Genomic DNA, 367 nt, shown 5'->3' on the forward strand with positions numbered 1-367 from the left:
TGGACAAGGCCGAGGCCACCTCCGAGCGCTACATCGAGGGCACGTTCTTCCTGCGCGCCCGGGTGGAGGGCAACGACGTCGGCTACGGCACCATCGCCGCCGCCGGGCCGCACGCCTGCACCCTGCACTGGGTCCGCAACGACGGCCCGGTCCGCTCCGGCGACCTGCTCCTGCTGGACGCCGGCGTGGAGACCACCACCCTCTACACCGCGGACGTCACCCGCACCCTGCCCATCAACGGCAGCTACACCGACCTCCAGCGCACGATCTACGACGCGGTCTACGAGGCTCAGGAGGCGGGCATCGCGGCGGTGAAGCCGGGCGCGAAGTTCCGTGACTTCCACGACGCCGCCCAGCGCGTACTGGC

General features: G+C 71.4%; 1 protein-coding gene. It reads left to right on the forward strand.

The window, feature by feature from the left end:
• Positions 1-367, forward strand: a 367-nt coding sequence (locus AC4IJH_RS43790) for a M24 family metallopeptidase (protein WP_490857612.1), incomplete at both ends; no start/stop codon positions are given.

It is taken from the genome of Streptomyces sp. UF-297, assembly GCF_058245575.1.